The sequence below is a fragment of the Paeniglutamicibacter quisquiliarum genome (assembly GCF_019084045.1).
In the GTDB taxonomy this organism is placed as follows: domain Bacteria; phylum Actinomycetota; class Actinomycetes; order Actinomycetales; family Micrococcaceae; genus Paeniglutamicibacter; species Paeniglutamicibacter quisquiliarum.
Genome location: NZ_JAHRED010000001.1, coordinates 483,402 through 499,584, shown reverse-complemented (window position 1 = coordinate 499,584; position 16,183 = coordinate 483,402). Strand labels below are relative to the sequence as shown.

The following is a 16,183-nucleotide window of genomic DNA, read 5'->3' as shown; positions in this document are numbered from 1 at the left end:
TCCCGGGATCTGTTTCTGTTTGTGGAAGGGGCGGTGCCTAGGCGGTGCGGCGGGCCGGGGCCAGGTTCCGGCCCAGGGCCAGGCCGAGTCCGGCCATGCCAACGCCCAGTGCGAAGTGCAGGATGTTGTCCGCCGTGTTGACCGGCACGAAGTTGGCGGCGCTGGACTGATCAATGAAGACTCCATAGAAGCCCAGGACCAGGTACACGATCCCTCCTACGACCAGGAAGGCCTTCGCCTTGGCCGCACTGCGCCAGAGCGTGAGTCCCAGGACGCCGAAGAGCAGGTGGACCACGTTGTGCAGGACCGAGACCTGGAAGATGCCCAGCAGCATGGACTCGGAGTGGTGTCCCGCCATTCCGAGGTGTTCGGTGTTGCTGGTAATTCCGGGGATGAACCCCAGGATGCCGACCAGCAGGAAGACAGCGCCAACTGCCAGTGCCGCGTATTGCACCAGGGAATGGCTGGTGGTGGTGTGTGTCGAGGCCATGATGGGCTCCTTGGGTTCCTGTCGATTTTCAACGCGTTTGCGTTGCTGACACCAGGTATTCGGAACCCCGGCTCGGACGGATTGCCCCGGCGCGGAAAAATTTAGGAGGACCCTATACCTCGTTGAGCTCGTCGTAGTCGTTGCGCGCCCGGAGGATTTTCTCCGCGTGGTCCTGCGACCATTCACGGATGATTTCCAGCGGGCCCAGCAAGGTTGCACCGAGCTCGGTGAGCTCGTATTCCACCCGCGGCGGCACCTCGGGGTAAATGGTCCGGGTCAACAACCCGTCACGTTCTAGGGAGCGCAGGGTTTGGGTGAGAACCTTGGGTGTGACCCCGCCGATGTCCTGCCGCAGCTGCGAGAAACGCCGCGGCCCGGATTCCAGGGCCAGGAAGACCAATGGCGTCCATTTGTCCCCCATGCGCTGCATGATCGAGCGCGAGGGGCAGTCGGGGCTCATCACATCGAAGGCACGCCGTTCAGTATCCATTAGGTAACCATATTACGTTGAGGTACTCAATATCAATTGGATACCATTGACGTCATGCCCCTGTACGGGCCGGCATGGCCCGCACAACCAGAGAGAAGGGAACAGCCCATGAAGATTGCCGTTTACGGAGCCACCGGAATGGTCGGCAGCCAGATCGTTGCCGAGGCCGCCAAGCGTGGACATGACGTCACCGCCGTGTCGCGCAGTGGACGCGAAGTCCAGGGAGCCGCCAACGTGGCCACCGCCGAGTTGGGCGACATGTCCTCATACCGCGCCCTGGCCACCGAGCACGACGTGGTCGTCTTCTCGATTCCGCCGTCGCGCACCGGCGAATCCCACCAGCCCTTCATCGACGCCCACGAGGAAATCTCCGAGACCCTCGTCCCGTCCCGCGTGTTCATCGTCGGCGGAGCCGGCGCAACCGAGGTTGACGGCGTGCGCCTGGTCGACACCCCGGGCTTCCCCGAGGCATACATGCCCGAGGCCCGGACCATGGGCGAGGTCCTGGACTTCTACACCTCGGCCTCCGGCCTGGACTGGACGATGCTTGCACCGGCACCGGTCATCGCACCGGGCGAAGCCTCCGGCGCGATCGTCCTGGGCAACGACTCCCCAGCAGGCGACCACGTCAGCACCGGCGACTTCGCCGTCGCGGCGCTGGACGAGCTCGAGGATCCCAAGCACCAGCACCGCCGCTTCACGGTAGCCAGCGCCTAGCTTGCCCGAAGTTCCCTTGGACAGATCGCCAGGATCCCCGCGTCATGGGGATCCTGGCGTTTTCATTAACACCACTGCCCCAAGGACGCCTTGATCATGGCGATGACTCGGGAGGCGGGCCCGCCGAACTGTTGCCCCGTAGCCACTCAAGCGCGTAGAGGGGGGCGGTGTCGCCTTCCTCAAGGAAGAATGCAACATGGGAGCCCTGCATCCAGTAGAGCTCGGAGCCACGGATACGCTGGTGGGCGTGCAGGGCATTTTCCGGCGGCACGCTCGCGTCCCCGGCCGCATGCATGATCAGCGTGGGACAGGTAATGGCCTCGAGGTCCAGCGGTGCCAGCGTCTTGATCGTCGCGGAGTCATTGTCAAACCCAGCACGGCGGCCAGCCCATCCGGCGGAAGCCATGAAGATGGCCTCGAGGTGCGCCATGCGGACCGGGTCCGCGGCGACGGCGGCCGCCCGGACCGCTGCCTCGGCCGGGGATGCCTGGCCGAATCGCCGGAACAGCATCTTCAGCATCGGGGTGGCGGCATGGCTGAGAAACAACAGCTGCAGCTTGATGGCAGGATCCCTGGAGCCCAGCCTGGCGAACGGGAAGGGCGGGACCGGCAGACAGACCGAGTCGATTTGGACCAGACTGGCGACCCGGTCCGGGTGTCTGGCGGCCAGGGAGTACGCGGCCGGGCCGCCTCCCGAGCCGCCAAGCACCGCCATTCTGTCGATGCCGATGTCATCCAATAATGCCGCGAGGGCATCCGCCTGCTCCGCGGGTGTGCGTCCCGTTGCCAGCGGCGTCCCCAAATAGCCCGGTCGGCTGGGCGCGACGACGCGGAATCCATTGACTCGGAAGAATTCCGTGGCCACCAGTCCTTGGTCACAGCCCCCGAGGGTGCCGTGCACCGCAAGAAGCGGCTCACCATGGCCTCGGTCGGCATATTCCACGGGACCCGCAGCGGTGGCTACCGTGGTCCGGGGATGGGAAAGACAGGAGCGCAGGTCTTCGGGCCGCAGAGGAGTCTGCATGGTCCTCATGCTGGCACATGTTCGGTGTCCACAACAGCCCTGGGGATGCATCTCTCCTGGTCGTGGACCGCAAAAACCTCCCGCGATGCCAGTGATCGAGCGCCACACACCCACTGCGTCGCGCAGGACGGTCGTAGGATGCACAACGGGTGTGGTGGGACCGGCAATACCGGTTCCCCCACACCCGTTCGCCATTAACCGTCCCGCTGGGCACGGTGCGTCCCGTCTATGAACTCGGGCACACACGCCTGCGCGGGGCAGACCATGCGGACTAAGGTGGATGGCGGTACCCACCCGCCCACGCACTTCACCGTTTCGCAGGAAGCAGCATCATGAGACATGTTCGCCCCTTGGCAACCCGCCTATTCCCGGCCGCCGCGGCCCTGGCCGCGGCATTGGTGCTCGCCGGCTGCGCCCCGGCCACCACGGCACCCGAGTCCGGCAACGACGCCGGTCCCCCGGTCGCCGGCGGCACCCTGGTCTACGCCTCGGGCGACGCCGAACCAAGCTGCCTGGATCCGCACGTGGGCGGCAACTACCCCCAGGCCCTGGTCGCCTCCCAGTACCTGGAGACCCTGTACACCAAGGACGCCGCGGGCACACTGGTCCCCTGGCTCGCCGAGGACTCCACGGTCTCCGCGGACGGGCTGACCCGCACCGTGAAGATCCGGCCCGGCATCACCTTCACCGACGGCACACCGCTGGACGCCGAGGCCGTCAAGGCGAACTTCGAGCACCTGCTCGATCCGGCGACCGCCTCCTCCACCGGGTACCTGGCCCTGGGCAAGATCAAGTCGATGAAGGCGCTGGATGACGCCACGCTGGAACTCAAGCTCAAGACCCCGGACAACGCCCTGCTCGAATCCTTCGCGATGCCCTGGGTGGCCATCCAGTCCCCGCTCGCACTCAAGCGCAGCCAGGCGGAGAACTGCGCCGCGCCCGTGGGCACCGGCCCGTTCAAGGTCGCTTCCTGGAAGAAGCAGGACGCGGTGAACCTGGTCCGCAACGAGGACTACGTGCAGCCCGTCGCCACGCCCGGCCACGAGGGGGCGGCCTACCTGGACGGCATCACCTGGCGCTTCATCCCCGAGGCGGCCACCCGGTACGCCGCGCTGCAGGCCGGCGAGGTGCACGTCATCGACAACGCCCAGCCCGACACCATTGCCGCGGCAACCAAGCTCCAGACCATCAAGCACCTCGATGCCCCGCGCCCCGGTGCCTCCAACCGCATCGAGCTCAATTCCTCCAAGGCCCCCTTCAACGACGCGGCCGTGCGCGAGGCCTTCATCCACGCGGTGAACGTCAACGCGAGCGTCGACTCCCTGTTCTTCGGCACCGCGCCGCGCTCCTACTCCCCGCTCTCCAGCGCAGAGCCGCTGGCCTACTCCGCCGAATCGCTCTTCGCCTACGACCCGGCCAAGGCGGGCGAACTGCTCGACGCCGCCGGCTGGAGCGAACGCGACTCCGAGGGCTACCGGACCAAGGACGGCGAGCGCCTGTCCCTGACCTTCCCGGTGAGCACCAGCCAGTCGATCCCCGCCGAGCAGTCGCTCTTCGAGCAGATGCAGGCCACGGCCAAGGAATCGGGCTTCGAGATCAAGATCAACCTGCTGGATCTCTCCAGCTGGTACGGCGAGTTGTTCACCAACGACTACAACCTGGTCTCCGCCCCGTACACCAAGGTGGGCCCAAGCGTGCTGGCCGTGCTCTTCCACTCGGATTCCACCATCCCGGCACCGTCGGGCTACTTCGCCAACCTGTCGCAGGTCAAGGACCCGAAGCTCGACGAGCTGCTGGACTCCGCGGGGTCCACCCAGGACGAGGCCGAGCGCAAGGAGCTCTACGCGCAGGCGCAGAAACTGGTGCTCGAGGGCCACTATCTGCTGCCGCTGTACAACCAGCAGAACCACTTCCTGTACGCGGGGAAGCTGCAGAACGTCGGCGCCACCACCGCCGTGGCCACCCCGACGTTCTTCGACGCCTGGCTGGCCAAGTAGCCGAACACCGAAGAACCACCCTCCTGCCATGCACCCGCGCACCCTTGCCGGCGGGCGGTCGGCCCGGATCGCCGGGACGGCCGCCCGCTGGGTGCTGGGCAAGATCGGCGGCGGGCTCTTCGTGCTGTGGGCCGTGGCGACGGCCATTTTCTTCGGCATCCGGATGATCCCGGGCGACCCGGCCGAGGCCATCATGGGCGGGCCGGGATCGCAGGCATCCGCCGAGGCGCTGGCCCAGGCACGCGCCGACTACGGCCTGGATGAGCCGCTGTACGTGCAGTACTTCGGCCAGCTGTGGCGCCTGGCCACCGGCGACCTGGGCACCTCCTACTCGTTGAAGCTGCCCGTCGCCGAGGTGCTCGGCGAGCTGGTCCCGCCGACCCTGGTGCTGGCGGTGCTTGCCCTGGCCGTGGCCTGGGCACTCGCCCTGGTGGTCGCGGTGCTCTCCACCCGCAGCGGAAGACTGGGCACTGCCCTGGCCTCGGGGCTGGAGATCGTCTCAGCCGCCGTCCCGCACTTCTGGCTCGCCAGCGTGCTGATCATGCTCTTCGCCACCGCGCTGGGCTGGCTGCCGCCGGTGAGCACCAACTCCCCGGCAGGGCTTGTGCTGCCAGTTGCCACCCTGGCCCTGCCGCTGGCCGGGTTCCTGGGCCAGGTCATGCGCGACACCCTGGACGCCGCGCACCGCTCGCCCTTTGCGCTTTCGGCCAGGGCACGCGGCGAATCGGAGACCGGCGTGCTGCTGCGCCACTCCCTGCGCCACGCCGCCCTGCCGGGCATCGCCCTCTCCGGCTGGGCCTTCGGCTCGCTGCTCTCCGGAGCGGTGGTCGTGGAATCCATTTTCGCCCGGCCGGGCCTGGGCCGCTCGCTGCTCTCGGCCGTCACCGCCCGCGACATTCCCATGGTCACCGGCGTGGCCCTGCTCTCGGCCGCCGCCTACGTGGTGATTATGGCGTTCTCCGACCTCGCCGAACGCCTTGCCGACCCGCGGATGGGTGGATCATGAGCATCGACAAGCAGGATCTGAGCCCGGGCGACCCGGTGCTGGCCCCGCACCCGGCCCGGCGTCCGGCACCGGGCACCGGCGGCCTGCGGGCACTGGCGGCACGCCTGCCGCTGCTGCTCGCCTCCGCCGTGCTGGCGTTCTTTGTGCTCGCGGCCATGCTGCCCGGTCTCTTGGCGCCCTACGACCCGCTGGCCATCAACCCCGCCGACGCGTTCTCGGCGCCCGGGGGCGGGCACCTGCTGGGCACCGACGAGTCCGGCCGCGACATCTACTCCCGGATCATCCACGGTGCCCGGCCCTCGCTGCTGATCGGGGCCGCGGCCACCGCGATCGGCCTGGGCCTGGCGTTGGTGCTGGGCACCGTTGCCGGATTCGGCGGGCGCTGGCTTGACTTCGGGGTCGGGCGGATCCTGGAGGTGCTCTTTGCGCTGCCCGGACTGCTGCTGGCCTTGGTCTTCATTGCCCTGGCCGGACCGGGCGTCGGGACCACGGTGGTGGCAGTGGGGCTGACCACCGCCCCCGGCTACGCGCGGATGATCCGCGCCCAGGTCATTGCCCTGCGCACCTCGCCCATGGTCGAGGCCGCCACGGTGCTGGGGCGCTCGCGCGCGAAGATCCTGGGCATCCACATCCTGCCCAACGCGCTGGCCCCGATCGCGGTGCTCGGCACCCTGGGCCTGGGCCAGGCGGTGGTCTGGGCGGCGTCGCTGAGCTTCCTGGGCCTGGGCGCCCCGCCGCCGGCCCCCGAATGGGGCGCCATGCTCTCGGCCGGGCGCACCTACCTGGCCCTGGCCTGGTGGATGACCTTCTTCCCCGGCCTGGCCATCGTGTTGGTGGCTGCTGCCTCCACGGTGCTGTCCCGGGCGCTGAAGGCGGCGGGTGCCCGATGAACGCCCCGGCACCGATCCTGCGCGTCGAAAACCTCGGCGTCTCCTTCGGCGAAACCCCAGTTGTCTTGGACGTTTCCCTCACCGTCGACCCCGGTGAATGCCTGGCGCTGGTCGGCGAATCGGGCTCCGGAAAGTCCGTGACGGCGCGCTCGCTGATCGGTTTGGCCGGACCAGGATCCACCGTGCGCGCCGACGCACTGGAGGTGGCGGGCGTGGACGCCCGGGGCCTGTCCCAGCGTGCCTGGCGCTCGATCCGCGGCAACAAGGTCGGCCTCATCCTGCAGGACGCGCTCACCTCGCTGGATCCGCTGCGCCGGATCGGCAAGGAAATCGACGATGCGCTGCGCCTGCACGGCTCCGGCTCCGGGGCCGCGCGCGCCGCACGCGTCGTCGAGCTGCTCGCAGCGGTGGGCCTGGACGATCCGGTGCGCCGGGCCTCGCAGCTTTCGGGCGAGCTCTCCGGCGGCATGCGCCAGCGCGCCCTCATTGCCTCGGCCATCGCCCTGGATCCCGCCCTGGTCATCGCCGACGAGCCCACCACGGCGCTGGATGCCACCGTGGCCGCCGCGGTGCTTGACCTGCTGGCCGGGCTGCGGGCGGCAGGGTCCGGCATGCTGCTGATCAGCCACGACCTGTCCACGGTGGCCAAGGTCGCGGACACCATCGCGGTGATGCAGGCCGGGCGCATCGTGGAAACCGGTTCCACCGAGGCCATCCTGGGCGACCCGCAGCATCCCTACACCAAGGCCCTGCTGGCGGCGGTGCCGGCGGGCAAGCCGCGCTTTGCGCGGCTCTCCCCCGCGACCGCCTCCCCCGCCGCGGTTGCGGCCCCGGCCCCGGAGGCGCCGTCGGCAGCGCCCGGCGAATCCGGGCAGCCGCCGGCGCTCAGCGCCCGCTCGCTCTCCCGCTCCTTCAAGGTGCCCGGGGCAGCCGACTTCCCGGCGGTGAAGGACGTGGGCTTCGAGCTGCTGCCGGGCCGCACGCTGGGGGTGGTGGGCGAATCCGGGTCGGGCAAGACCACCACGGCCCGCATGGCCCTGGGGCTGCTGGCACCCGATGCCGGCTCCGTCCACCTGTTCGGCGAGCCCTGGAGCGCGGTGCCCGAGGCACAACGGCGCACCCGCCGCCCATCCCTGGGCGCCATCTACCAGGACCCGCTTTCCTCCTTTGATCCGCGCCATTCGGCGGGGCAGGTGCTGGCGGACGCGCTGAGTTTCGGGGCCACCCGCAATCCGCGCAAACACGCCGGGAGGATCGCGGAGCTGCTCTCGCTGGTGGGCCTGGCACCGGAGGTGGCGGCGCGGAACCCCGCCACGCTCTCGGGCGGGCAGCGCCAGCGCCTGGCCATTGCCCGGGCCCTGGCGCCGAACCCGCGGGTGCTGATTTGCGACGAGCCGGTCTCCGCCCTGGATGTCTCCATCCAGGCGCAGGTGCTGGATTTGCTCGACGAGCTGCAGCGGCGCCTCGGGCTGGCCTATCTCTTCATCTCCCACGACCTGTCGGTCATCCGGCACATGAGCGATGCGGTGCTGGTGATGCGCGCCGGGGAGGTCGTCGAGTCCGGTGACACCGAGTCGGTGTTCACCGCCCCGCAACACCCCTACACGCGCGCCCTGCTGGCCGCCTCCCCGGCGCCGACGCCCGGGCGCTGAGCCGGAGGCGCGGCTTCAGGACCCGGTTTCGCGCGCCAGGACGGGGTCGGCGGATTCCGCGGCCGGGGCCGGCTGGCCCGCGACTGCCTGGATGAGGATGTCATCGAGCTTGGGCAGCGCGCGGGCCACGCACAGCTTCGCCTCCCGGACGGTGTCCTGAACCGCGGTGAGCGCGGCGTCGTTCACCACGACCGTCGCCGTGCAGTGCAGGCGGTGGCCCACCCAGCGCAGCTGGATCCGCGGGGTCTGCAGGATCCCGGGCACGGAGGCGAAAGCCTCCTCCGCCCTGGCCAGCAGATCGGGTTCGATGCCGTCCATGAGCCGGCGCCCGATGCTGCGCACCGTGCCGAAGAGCAGCACCATGATGGCGGCGGAGATCAGCAGGCCGACGATGGGGTCGGCCAGCGGGAACCCGAGCATGGCGCCGATCGCGCCCAGGACCACGGCCAGCGAGGTGAACCCGTCGGTGCGGGCATGCACCCCGTCCGCCACCAGGGCGGCCGAGCCGATCTTGCGCCCGATCCTGATGCGGTACATGGCCACGGCCTCGTTGCCGATGAAGCCAATGATCCCGGCGGCCAGCACCCAGCCCAGGTGCGCCAGCGGCTGGGGGTGGATCAGCCGGTCGATGGATTGCCAGGCTGCGACGACTGCCGAGAGCGCGACGACCATGACGATGAACAGCCCGGCCAGGTCCTCGGCCCGCCCGTAGCCGAAGGTGTAGCGGCGGTTGGCGGCGCGGCGCCCGAGCACGAAGGCGATCCACAGCGGCACGGCGGTGAGCGCATCGGAGAAGTTGTGGATGGTGTCCGCGAGCAGGGCGACCGACCCGCTGATGGCCACCACGGCGAATTGCGCGATGGTCGTGCCGAGCAGGATGAACAGGCTGATCTTCAGCGCGCGAATGCCCTGCACGCTTGATTCCATGGCGTCGTCGATGGAGTCGGCGGAATCGTGGGTGTGCGGGACGAACAGTTCCACAAGCCATCCCTTGAACCCGGAGTGGTGCTGGTGGTCCCCGTGCCCGCCGGGGCCATGGCCGTCTCCGTGGTCGTGGGGGTGGTCGTGGACTTCGGGCCCGTCGTCGTGCGCTCGCGCCTCGTGGACGTGGTCGTGTCCGTGCGGCCCGGGTTCCACGCCGGCGCTCATGAGGCTTCCCGCCTGCGTGCGTGGTGCGCGGGGGTGCCGCCCAGCGCATGCTCTGCCTGGTGGATCGCGTCGACGACCAGCTGGCGGGCGTGCTCGTTTTCGAGCCGGTACAGCACCTTGGTGCCCTCCTGCCGGGTGGCCACCATGCGGGCCAGGCGCATCTTGGCGAGGTGCTGCGAAACCGATGCCGGACTCTTGCCCAGCAGCTCGGCCAGTGCACCGACGGCCAGCTCCCCGTCCCGCAGGGCCAGGATGATCCGCACGCGGGATGCATCGGCAAGCATGGAGAAGACCTCCACCGCGAGCTCGACGTACTGGCTGTCGGCGTTCAGGGAGCATCCCTTGCTATCTGCATTCATACGCACATAGTTGCACAGCGTGGCGGCGGCATCAAGGGCAGCGCATGCAGGAACCCGGGCACGGTCGGACGGAGGCGACGCCTTGCGCCTACCCGGCCTCGCCGATCGACCTGGTCCCCGGATTTCATACGGGTGATCGGCTACGCCGACGACGTGCTCGTGGTGGCGCTGGTGCTGCGCTTCGCGGTGCGCGCCCCATGCGGCAATAGCCGCAGGAGCGGGCTACTACTTCCTGGCCTCGCCGGCCGGAATGACCGCCGGCAGGGAGCGGCCGGCGGCGGGCCTCGCGCGCCGCCGGCCCCGGGCCACGGTGAGCAACAGGTACACCGCGGCGCCGGCCAGCACGCCCCAGAACGGGGAAACGATGCCCAGCGGCGCAATGCCCGAGGCAGTGACGATCAGGGTGACAACCGCCGCCTCGATGGCCGAGGGGCCGTGCCTGCCCGCATCGAGCATGTCCAGCAGCGAGCCCTGCAGCGCACCGAGCAGTGCAACCCCGGCCATGGCCGTGATCAGCTCGCCGGGAACCGCCGCGAACAGGTCAAGGATCGTGGCGCTGAACAGCCCGAAGCCAATGAAGAACACGCCGCCGGCGGCCCCGGCGATGTAGCGCTTGGCCGGGTCCTCGTGGGCCTCGCGGCCGCAGCAGATGCCGGCGGTGATGGCCGCGAGGTTGATGGCGTGCGAACCGAACGGGGCGAAGAGCACGCTGGCGACGCACGTGCCACTGAGCAGCAACCTGTCGTTGGGCTCGTAGCCGCTGGTGCGCATCATGACCAGCCCCGGGCCGTTCTGCCCGGCCATGGTCACGATCAGCAGCGGGACGGAGATGCCCATGATGGCCTGGATCGAGAAGGTGGGCACGGTGAACACCGGAACGGTCAGCGCGAGGGAGAGATCGGGGCTCTGGGCCTGGCCGGCAATCACCGACAGCAGGACTCCGGCCACCAGGGCGGCAGGCACCGCGTACTTGGGGAATAGGCGCCGGCCGACGAAGTAGGCCACAACCAGTCCCCCGGCAACCACCGGCGAGACCAGCACGGCCTGGGTGACGTTCAGGACGAAGGGCAGCAGCACCCCTGCCAGGACGGCGGCCAGGATCGGGCGCGGGACTGCCGCAAGCAGCTTGCCAAAGAGGCCGCTAAGGCTCAGCACCAGGCCCAGCAGCCCGGCCACGATGTACGCGCCGATGGCCTCGGAAAACCCGTAGTCGCCCAGCACCGTGAGCAGCAGCGCCGCGCCGGGCACCGACCAGGCCACCACCACGGGCTGGCGCGTGAACAGGCTCAGGAGCAGGCCCACGATCCCGCTGCCGACGGACACCGCCCACACCCAGGAGGCCGTTCGGGCCGGGTCAAGCCCCGCCCTTTCGGCGGCCTGGAGGATGACCAGCATGGGACCGGCGTAGGACACCGCCACGGCGATGAATCCGGCGCACACGGCGCTGACCGAGACATCGCCCAGGACCCCCGGAAGTCTGGTGCGAGGACCCCTGCCCCCCGCTCCGGCTTGATTGCTCACGGGCACGATGGTGCCGCCTTTCGGATGGAGGGTAACGGCACGGATTCCGCGGGCGGCAGACGGCCAGGACCGGGGAGAACCATTTGGGGCCCAACGCTACGGCGCGGGCGCGCCGTAGACAAATATCAAGATCTTTGTGATTGATATCGCAATCCACTCAATAGGCACCACCCTTGGTCAAGCCTAGGCATATGCCCAGTGTGAGGTCACGCACATACTGACACGGTGTATCTCATGGTTTCGCCACCCACCGGGTGGACCAGGGCGCCAGCGCCCGCTACGAAGGATGGAGCACTCCATGACAGAAACACTTAACACCGTCTCGGCCCTGCTTGATGATGCACTCGTCGACAGCCCGGAGACCGGCGAATTCCGCGCCAACCGAAATATCTTCACCGACGAAGAGACCTTCGAGCTCGAGATGAAGCACATCTGGGAGGGCAACTGGATCTACCTGGCCCACGAATCCCAGATCCCGAACATCGGCGACTACTTCACCACGAACATCGGCCGCCAGCCGATCGTGATCTCGCGCAACAAGGAAGGCGTGCTCAACGCCCTCATCAACGCGTGCAGCCACCGCGGTGCCATGCTCTGCCGCCGCAAGACCGATAACCGGACCACGTTCACCTGCCCGTTCCACGGCTGGACCTTCAACAACTCCGGCAAGCTGCTCAAGGTCAAGGACTCCCGCGGCGCCGGCTACCCGGAGGGCTTCAACAAGGACGGCTCGCACGACCTGACCAAGGTCGCCCGCTTCGAGTCCTACCGCGGCTTCCTCTTCGGCTCGCTGAACGCGGACGTCAAGCCGCTGACCGAGCACCTGGGTGAATCCACCAAGATCATCGACATGATCGTGGACCAGTCCCCCGAGGGCCTCGAGGTCCTGCGCGGCTCCTCGACCTACACCTACGACGGCAACTGGAAGCTCCAGGCGGAAAACGGCGCCGACGGCTACCACGTCTCTGCCACCCACTGGAACTACGCCGCCACCCAGGCCCGCCGCAGCGCCGGCGAGTCCACCAACGACACCAAGACCATGGATGCCGGCGGCTGGGACAAGCAGGAAGGCGGCTACTACTCCTTCGAGAACGGCCACCTGCTGCTGTGGACCGAGTGGCTGGACCCGGCCAACCGCCCGCTGGCCGAGAAGCGCGACGAACTCGTTGCCGCCCACGGCGAGGCCAAGGCCGACTGGATGATCGGTGTCTCGCGCAACCTGTGCCTGTACCCGAACGTGTACCTGATGGACCAGTTCTCCTCGCAGATCCGCGTCTTCCGCCCGGTGGCAGTGGACAAGACCGAGGTCACCATCTACTGCATCGCCCCGGTCGGCGAATCCGACGAGGCCCGCGCCAACCGCATCCGCCAGTACGAGGACTTCTTCAACGCCTCGGGCATGGCCACCCCGGATGACCTGGAGGAATTCCGTTCCTGCCAGAAGACCTACCTGGCCACCGCCGCCAAGTGGAACGACCTCTCCCGCGGACAGGCGCACCAGATCACCGGTGCCGACGAGAACGCCAAGAAGATCGGCCTGGAGCCGATTTCCTCCGGCGCCCGCACCGAGGACGAGGGCCTGTACCCGATCCAGCACGGCTACTGGCTCGACACGATGCGCAAGGCCGTCGCCGCCGAGGCCGCCTCCACCACCACCGGCACCACCGAACAGGGGAACCACCATGACTGCAACCACTAACGCCATCATTACCAAGATCCAGACCGGCGCCGGTGAGGTCAAGCTGGAGGACATCGCGCAGTTCCTCTACCGCGAAGCCCGTTTCCTCGACGACCGCGACTTCGATCGCTGGATCGACTGCTACCACCCCGAGGCCACCTTCTGGATGCCGGCCTGGGCCGACGATGACAAGCTCACCGAGGATCCGCAGCGCGAGATCTCGCTGATCTTCTACGGAAACCGCGGTGGCCTGGAAGACCGCGTCTTCCGCATCAAGACCGACCGCTCCAGCGCCACCAGCCTGCCGGAGCCGCGCACCGGTCACAACATCACCAACGTGGAGATCGTGTCCGTCGATGGCGACAAGGTCGACGTGCGCTTCAACTGGTTCACGCTCTACTACCGCTACCAGAACGTCGACACCTACTTCGGCACCTCGTACTACACCATCGACTACTCCGGCACCCAGCCGGTCATCATGGCCAAGAAGGTAGTCCTGAAGAACGACTACATCCACCACGTGGTCGACATCTACCACATCTAGTCCCGCACGGGCCCCCTCCCGGCCCCGGAGACTGGCGTGCGGGGGCGTTGACTCGCCCCCGCACCACCACCTTGCACCTCTTGCCGCACCACCCTGCACTATTTTGAAAAGAGTCCCCTCATGACCTATCAGGTTGCCCTCGCCTTCGAGGACGGTATTACCCGGTTTATTAAAGTTGGACCCCGCGAAACCGTCGCCGATGCCTCCTACAAGGCACGGATCAATATCCCGCTGGACTGCCGCGATGGCGCTTGCGGCACCTGCAAGGCGTTCTGTGAGTCCGGCAAGTTCGACGGCGGCGACTACATCGAGGAGGCCCTGACCGACGACGAGGCGGAAAAGGGTTTCTGCCTCCCCTGCCAGATGGTCCCCGAATCCGACCTCGTGCTGCAGATCCCCACGACCTCGGATGTCGCCAAGACCGCGGCCACCACCTACTCCTCGACGCTGACAGAGATCCGCCGCATCTCCGAGAGCACCTACGCCTTCAGCCTCGAGATCGAGAACCGCGACGACCTCTCCTTCCTGCCCGGCCAGTACGTGAACATCGAGGTTCCCGGCTCGGGCGGCCAGACGCGTTCGTACTCCTTCAGCTCCGGCCCGGAGGTCTCCACCCTTTCCTTCCTGATCCGCATCACCGATGGTGGATTGATGTCCACCTACATGCGCGACGTGGCGCAGGTCGGGGACCAGCTCAACTTCACCGGCCCGATGGGCAGCTTCTTCCTGCGCGACCCCAAGCGCACCTCGCTGCTGCTGGCCGGCGGCACCGGCCTGGCGCCGCTGCTGGCCATCCTTGAAAAGCTTTCCGGCATGCAGAACCCCCACCCCGTCCACCTGATCTACGGCGTCAACACCGACACCGACCTGGTCGAGATCGACGTGCTCGAGGACTACAAGTCGCGCATCGACGGCTTCACCTTCGACACCGTCGTGGGCGACCCGGCCAGCAGCTCGGAAAAGAAGGGCTACGTCACCAACCACTTCGAGCCGCACCACCTGGTCGAGGGCGACGTCGACATCTACCTCTGCGGCCCCCCGCCGATGGTCGAGGGCGTCCGCCGCCACCTGGAGGCCGAGGGCATCAAGCCGCAGAACTTCTACTTCGAGAAGTTCGCACTGGCCGTCACCCCCGATGCAGCAGCAGCGCCGGAGGCACCGGTTGCCGAAGCACCGGCGAAGGAAGCCGCAGAGACCCCGGTTGCCCAGCCGGCGTACGAAATCGGCGAAGAGCACGCAACCTTTCAGGCGCAGTTCGACGCGCGCATGGCCCTGGAACTGGCCATCGTTGAACTGACCATGGGCAAGCTGACCCCCGAGCAGTTGGCCGAATTCAAGGTCCTGGCCGAGCTTGCCGGCAAGACCCTGTCGGGAGAGAAGTTCGTGGACGCCGCGGAATTCACCGTCACCAACGAGGCCTTCCACCAGTTCCTGTTCAGCTGCGTCGGCAACGAACACCTGCTGCAGGCGTACAACCGCCTGGAGGTCCCCGCGACCATGGCCAAGGTACTGCGCCAGGAGCACTGGATCGACGGCGCCGTCGACGCCGACCACCTGGCAATCGTCGCCGCCTTTGAGAACCAGGACCTGGCAGCCGCCCGCACGGCCATCATGGCCCACAACGAGCACGCCAAGGCCACCATGGCCGCCGCGTCGCGCGCGTCCAAATGAGCGCCGACAACCAGGCGGTGAACGAGGCCGCCGCGGCACCACTGCCCGAGTCCTTCCACGCGGGCCGTTTCGCCTCCAAGGTCGTGCTCATCACCGGTGCCGCCCAGGGCATTGGCTGGGCAGTGGCCCGGCGCATTGCCGCCGAGGGCGCGGAACTGGTTCTGGTCGACCGCTCGCCGCTGGTGCATGACGTCGCCGGGGGCCTGCGGGCCCAGGGTGTCAAGACCCTGAGCGTCACCGCCGACCTCGAGACCTTCGAGGGCGCGCTGTCGGCGGTCACTGCCGCGGTCGCCGAATACGGCCGGATCGATGTGCTCATCAACAATGTCGGCGGGACCATCTGGGCCAAGCCGTTCGAGCACTACGCGCCGGAAGAAATCCAGAAGGAAATCCAGCGTTCGCTCTTCCCGACCCTGTGGATGTGCCGCGCGGCGTTCCCGGAAATGGTCAAGGCCGGATCCGGAACCATCGTGAACGTTTCCTCGGTCGCCACCCGCGGACTCAACCGCGTCCCGTACGCCGGAGCCAAGGGCGGGGTCAAGGCCATCACCTCGGCCCTCGCCATGGAAGGGGCTGCCCACGGAATCCGCGTGGTGGCCACCGCCCCGGGCGGAACCGAGGCCCCCGAACGCCAAGTCAAGCGGGGCCCTGCCCCCGAGGGCGAGCAGGAGAAGGCCTGGTACCAGCAAATTGTTGACCAGACCATCGATTCCACCCTGATGAAACGCTACGGCACCCTCGACGAGCAGGCCGGACCCATTGTGTTCCTGGCTTCCGACGAGGCGTCCTACATCACCGGCAGCACCCTTGCAGTGGCCGGAGGGGACCTCGGCTAGAGAAGTACCTTCAAATTGCATGCAGGCGGCGGTATCCCCGCCGCCTGCGTGCTCTCCACGGCCCGCCGCCCGAGTACCCCTCGGGTCACGGCTTCCACCCCGCGGCCACAGGCAGCGGTACTAGTCCGTGCCCCGAATACCCGCACATCGACGTGCGCC

Annotated in this window: 15 protein-coding genes; 9 read left to right on the top strand and 6 right to left on the bottom strand. The window is 68.1% G+C overall.

The genetic code is table 11. The features are described 5' to 3' along the window. Positions 1–37: 37 nt before the first annotated feature. Complete coding sequence (locus tag KRR55_RS02240; RefSeq protein WP_217387402.1) at positions 38–490, bottom strand: DUF4383 domain-containing protein; 453 nt, start codon at positions 488–490, stop codon at positions 38–40. A 112-nt stretch (positions 491–602) separates the two neighbouring features. Next, positions 603–980, bottom strand: coding sequence for a winged helix-turn-helix transcriptional regulator (locus KRR55_RS02235; RefSeq protein WP_217387401.1), 378 nt, complete (start codon positions 978–980; stop codon positions 603–605). 108 nt (positions 981–1,088) lie between these two features. Here KRR55_RS02235 and KRR55_RS02230 point away from each other — a divergent pair, with 108 nt between their 5' ends. Continuing rightward, positions 1,089–1,697: an NAD(P)-dependent oxidoreductase gene (locus KRR55_RS02230; protein WP_217387400.1), complete on the top strand. Its 609-nt coding sequence runs from the start codon at positions 1,089–1,091 to the stop codon at positions 1,695–1,697. A 94-nt stretch (positions 1,698–1,791) separates the two neighbouring features. Here the strand turns inward: KRR55_RS02230 and KRR55_RS02225 are convergent, their stop codons facing one another. Next, positions 1,792–2,721: an alpha/beta fold hydrolase gene (locus KRR55_RS02225; protein ID WP_217387399.1), complete on the bottom strand. Its 930-nt coding sequence runs from the start codon at positions 2,719–2,721 to the stop codon at positions 1,792–1,794. Between the two features lie 332 nt (positions 2,722–3,053). Between KRR55_RS02225 and KRR55_RS02220 the strand changes: the two genes are divergently transcribed. From KRR55_RS02220 to KRR55_RS02205, 4 genes are read left to right on the top strand one after another with little or no spacing between them, the layout of a single operon-like run. After that, positions 3,054–4,718 carry an ABC transporter substrate-binding protein gene (locus KRR55_RS02220; protein ID WP_217387398.1) on the top strand — a complete coding sequence of 555 codons (1,665 nt, stop codon included), beginning with the start codon at positions 3,054–3,056 and terminating at the stop codon, positions 4,716–4,718. Between the two features lie 28 nt (positions 4,719–4,746). After that, positions 4,747–5,724 (top strand): ABC transporter permease, encoded by a 978-nt coding sequence (locus tag KRR55_RS02215; RefSeq protein ID WP_217387397.1) that lies wholly within the window; start codon positions 4,747–4,749, stop codon positions 5,722–5,724. Continuing rightward, positions 5,721–6,614: an ABC transporter permease gene (locus KRR55_RS02210; protein WP_217387396.1), complete on the top strand. Its 894-nt coding sequence runs from the start codon at positions 5,721–5,723 to the stop codon at positions 6,612–6,614. Before KRR55_RS02215 ends, KRR55_RS02210 begins: the two co-directional genes overlap by 4 nt. Next, a complete protein-coding gene (locus tag KRR55_RS02205; RefSeq protein WP_217387395.1) occupies positions 6,611–8,266 on the top strand; it encodes a dipeptide ABC transporter ATP-binding protein in 1,656 nt (551 codons plus the stop codon). Before KRR55_RS02210 ends, KRR55_RS02205 begins: the two co-directional genes overlap by 4 nt. 15 nt (positions 8,267–8,281) lie before the next feature. Here KRR55_RS02205 and KRR55_RS02200 read toward each other — a convergent pair whose 3' ends face one another. The 3 genes from KRR55_RS02200 to KRR55_RS02190 all read right to left on the bottom strand — a co-directional run bounded on the left by KRR55_RS02200 (position 8,282) and on the right by KRR55_RS02190 (position 11,295). Further along, positions 8,282–9,415: a cation diffusion facilitator family transporter gene (locus KRR55_RS02200; protein ID WP_217387394.1), complete on the bottom strand. Its 1,134-nt coding sequence runs from the start codon at positions 9,413–9,415 to the stop codon at positions 8,282–8,284. After that, positions 9,412–9,774 carry an ArsR/SmtB family transcription factor gene (locus KRR55_RS02195; RefSeq protein WP_217387393.1) on the bottom strand — a complete coding sequence of 121 codons (363 nt, stop codon included), beginning with the start codon at positions 9,772–9,774 and terminating at the stop codon, positions 9,412–9,414. Before KRR55_RS02195 ends, KRR55_RS02200 begins: the two co-directional genes overlap by 4 nt. A 225-nt stretch (positions 9,775–9,999) precedes the next feature. After that, entirely contained in the window at positions 10,000–11,295 is a 1,296-nt protein-coding gene (locus KRR55_RS02190; protein ID WP_217387392.1) for a benzoate/H(+) symporter BenE family transporter, read from the bottom strand. Positions 11,296–11,593: 298 nt separating this feature from the next. Here KRR55_RS02190 and benA point away from each other — a divergent pair, with 298 nt between their 5' ends. The 4 genes from benA (at position 11,594) to KRR55_RS02170 (ending at position 16,024) form a co-directional block, all read left to right on the top strand. After that, complete coding sequence (gene benA, locus KRR55_RS02185; RefSeq protein WP_217387391.1) at positions 11,594–12,994, top strand: benzoate 1,2-dioxygenase large subunit; 1,401 nt, start codon at positions 11,594–11,596, stop codon at positions 12,992–12,994. Continuing rightward, a complete protein-coding gene (gene benB / locus KRR55_RS02180) occupies positions 12,978–13,517 on the top strand; it encodes a benzoate 1,2-dioxygenase small subunit (RefSeq protein WP_217387390.1) in 540 nt (179 codons plus the stop codon). The genes benA and benB overlap by 17 nt, the downstream gene beginning before the upstream one ends. 120 nt (positions 13,518–13,637) lie before the next feature. Continuing rightward, complete coding sequence (gene benC / locus KRR55_RS02175) at positions 13,638–15,188, top strand: benzoate 1,2-dioxygenase electron transfer component BenC (RefSeq protein ID WP_217387389.1); 1,551 nt, start codon at positions 13,638–13,640, stop codon at positions 15,186–15,188. After that, positions 15,185–16,024 (top strand): 1,6-dihydroxycyclohexa-2,4-diene-1-carboxylate dehydrogenase, encoded by an 840-nt coding sequence (locus KRR55_RS02170; protein WP_217387388.1) that lies wholly within the window; start codon positions 15,185–15,187, stop codon positions 16,022–16,024. Before benC ends, KRR55_RS02170 begins: the two co-directional genes overlap by 4 nt. Positions 16,025–16,183: the final 159 nt, after the last annotated feature.

What these genes read in the sequence shown, in the direction of transcription:
- KRR55_RS02195 (WP_217387393.1), bottom strand. Translation starts at nt 9,774, where the DNA reads ATGAATGCAGATAGCAAGGGATGCTCCCTGAACGCCGACAGCCAGTAC.
- KRR55_RS02170 (WP_217387388.1), top strand. Translation starts at nt 15,185, where the DNA reads ATGAGCGCCGACAACCAGGCGGTGAACGAGGCCGCCGCGGCACCACTG.
- KRR55_RS02225 (WP_217387399.1), bottom strand. Translation starts at nt 2,721, where the DNA reads ATGCAGACTCCTCTGCGGCCCGAAGACCTGCGCTCCTGTCTTTCCCAT.
- KRR55_RS02210 (WP_217387396.1), top strand. Translation starts at nt 5,721, where the DNA reads ATGAGCATCGACAAGCAGGATCTGAGCCCGGGCGACCCGGTGCTGGCC.
- KRR55_RS02200 (WP_217387394.1), bottom strand. Translation starts at nt 9,415, where the DNA reads ATGAGCGCCGGCGTGGAACCCGGGCCGCACGGACACGACCACGTCCAC.
- KRR55_RS02215 (WP_217387397.1), top strand. Translation starts at nt 4,747, where the DNA reads ATGCACCCGCGCACCCTTGCCGGCGGGCGGTCGGCCCGGATCGCCGGG.
- benC (WP_217387389.1), top strand. Translation starts at nt 13,638, where the DNA reads ATGACCTATCAGGTTGCCCTCGCCTTCGAGGACGGTATTACCCGGTTT.
- KRR55_RS02240 (WP_217387402.1), bottom strand. Translation starts at nt 490, where the DNA reads ATGGCCTCGACACACACCACCACCAGCCATTCCCTGGTGCAATACGCG.
- benB (WP_217387390.1), top strand. Translation starts at nt 12,978, where the DNA reads ATGACTGCAACCACTAACGCCATCATTACCAAGATCCAGACCGGCGCC.
- benA (WP_217387391.1), top strand. Translation starts at nt 11,594, where the DNA reads ATGACAGAAACACTTAACACCGTCTCGGCCCTGCTTGATGATGCACTC.
- KRR55_RS02235 (WP_217387401.1), bottom strand. Translation starts at nt 980, where the DNA reads ATGGATACTGAACGGCGTGCCTTCGATGTGATGAGCCCCGACTGCCCC.
- KRR55_RS02220 (WP_217387398.1), top strand. Translation starts at nt 3,054, where the DNA reads ATGAGACATGTTCGCCCCTTGGCAACCCGCCTATTCCCGGCCGCCGCG.
- KRR55_RS02205 (WP_217387395.1), top strand. Translation starts at nt 6,611, where the DNA reads ATGAACGCCCCGGCACCGATCCTGCGCGTCGAAAACCTCGGCGTCTCC.
- KRR55_RS02230 (WP_217387400.1), top strand. Translation starts at nt 1,089, where the DNA reads ATGAAGATTGCCGTTTACGGAGCCACCGGAATGGTCGGCAGCCAGATC.